General features: G+C 39.2%; 3 protein-coding genes. All 3 read left to right on the top strand.

Going from position 1 to position 1,816, the window contains the following annotated elements; translation table 11 throughout:
- Window positions 1-228 precede the first annotated feature (228 nt).
- The 3 genes from FC652_RS19670 (at window position 229) to FC652_RS19655 (ending at window position 1,617) form a co-directional block, all read left to right on the top strand.
- Window positions 229-684, top strand: coding sequence for a hypothetical protein (locus tag FC652_RS19670; protein WP_176299853.1), 456 nt, complete (start codon window positions 229-231; stop codon window positions 682-684).
- A gap of 152 nt (window positions 685-836) precedes the next feature.
- Window positions 837-1,469, top strand: a complete 633-nt coding sequence (locus FC652_RS19660) for a hypothetical protein (RefSeq protein WP_176299852.1) — start codon at window positions 837-839, stop codon at window positions 1,467-1,469.
- A 19-nt stretch (window positions 1,470-1,488) separates the two neighbouring features.
- Entirely contained in the window at window positions 1,489-1,617 is a 129-nt protein-coding gene (locus FC652_RS19655; protein WP_176299854.1) for a DUF3265 domain-containing protein, read from the top strand.
- Window positions 1,618-1,816: the final 199 nt, after the last annotated feature.

The raw sequence follows: 1,816 nt of genomic DNA, 5'->3' as shown, positions 1-1,816 counted from the left end.
GTCTTGGCTTTTGTTTGTGAATCAAAGCTGAGTTAATCTTGGTTTTGGTAAAACGTAAGTCATTGAAGCTTAAACATAACAAGCGGTTCAAGAGGGACAGCCAACGCGCGGCATTTTTATTATGCGTTGGTGTTTGTGGTTACGGTGTTATGCGTAAGCTTAGTAATGGCGTTGGCTGCCCCTTAACCGGGCGTTAGGTGCCAATGCGAATAGGAGAAATATGTGTTTATGAAATTTATCGATAGCTTTATCTCATGGTTAATTACATTGTGCTCTCGAAATACATTCGAATCTCCTCGGCTATTGGTGAAATCGTATCTGATCGATTATAAAGACTGGAACGACAAAGCATATAAACTAACAAAATCGGAAGTTAAGCACAGTGGTGGTGCAATGCAACTCGCCAACGAGTTATATACAAAGAATATACTATCTAAATATTGTCAGTCAGACTTTGTTGGTGAGCCAATAGCATTTGGATCTGAGTCATCTCATGACCCAGAGAATGAAACTATCGTAACAGAAGAAATGATAGAAAACAGAGCGAAAATCACTACAAAGCATACTGACAGCACAGGTTTTGTAGCGGACTATGAGTATAGGATGAAAAAAAGTAATAATGGTAAGTGGTTCTTAGAAGCCGTTGATTATGTCGATTCAGACGGAAAGTACCCGGGATTGTAAGCACCTAACAAACTGTTCAAGAGGGATTCGCAACGCGTGGCATTTTCACCATTCGTTGGCTTTAGTGTTTAAGGTGGTATGCGGTGGCTTCGGTATTGCGTTGCTCACCCCTTAACAGGGCGTTATGAGACTAGTTTAGGAATGTGGTATTTATGAATTTAAAATCAGAATCAAAAAGAATATCCAAAAGTCATTTTGAATTAGAGCGAAGACGACTAAATTGGAAACTTGTGGTTAAAGATAAAATTAAAACGCATTTCGATGAGCTTGTATTGTCAGCAAAGGAGAATAACTATCCATTTTTATTACATTCTCAAGTAAATGATAGCATTGAAAATTTGGAATCAATTCAGGTTACCTCTGAGTCACAATATACCGGTATCACCGAACCATTGGAAAATGGTGGGTCCAAACAAGATTTCGAAAAAGGTGCTGGATTAGCTTTTTCATTGTCACCTACAGGTGATGTGGTAGTTACGATCAGGCCTTACAAGTCAAAATGGGTTGGTAGAACAGAAGGTAGTATAGTAATAAAGTATGGTATCTCTCCTGACGATGTTACAGATGAGTTTATTAATAAGTGCGTACGTCGATTTCTTCGTTACTTAAGGGTGTCAAGTATTTCTGGGATCTATGGGACAAGTGGGTATGAGAAGTTATACATGAGGTACTTGTTGCTCATCGATATTAAAAATAGAACCAAACTATTGGGATATATCTATAATTGGAGTTTAGTGCTGATTCCCGTTTTACTTGGTGTGATATTGTCTAAATTTTTGACCTAGTCGATGGTGGGAAAGTCTCATAACAAGGCGTTCAAGAGGGATTCATGCCGCGTGGCATTTTTGGTATGCGGTGAGTTTTGGTGGTGAAAGTGCTCTGCAGCAAGTTGTTTTAGGCGGCATTCACCCCTTAACGCAGCGTTATGTTTAGTCACGTAAAATCAGTTGGTTGCATCTTTTCTTTGCATTATCAGCTTTCTAATTTTGGTCTTGTCGGCAAGTTGATTTCAACGGTCGCTGTTTGCTGGACATTAACTCTTGGGCGTTAAAAGTTCAGAGAGTTACCTCATTGAAATGCAGTGTTTGGGTGAGGTGAGTGCAGCTTGCTCAATTTCAAAGTTAAAGTTTCA

Origin of the sequence: Vibrio sp. 05-20-BW147 (assembly GCF_013369385.1) — a bacterium.
Taxonomy (GTDB): domain Bacteria; phylum Pseudomonadota; class Gammaproteobacteria; order Enterobacterales; family Vibrionaceae; genus Vibrio; species Vibrio floridensis.
Note: the sequence above shows the minus strand (reverse complement) of the source record. Positions and strands in the feature narration are given on the sequence as shown.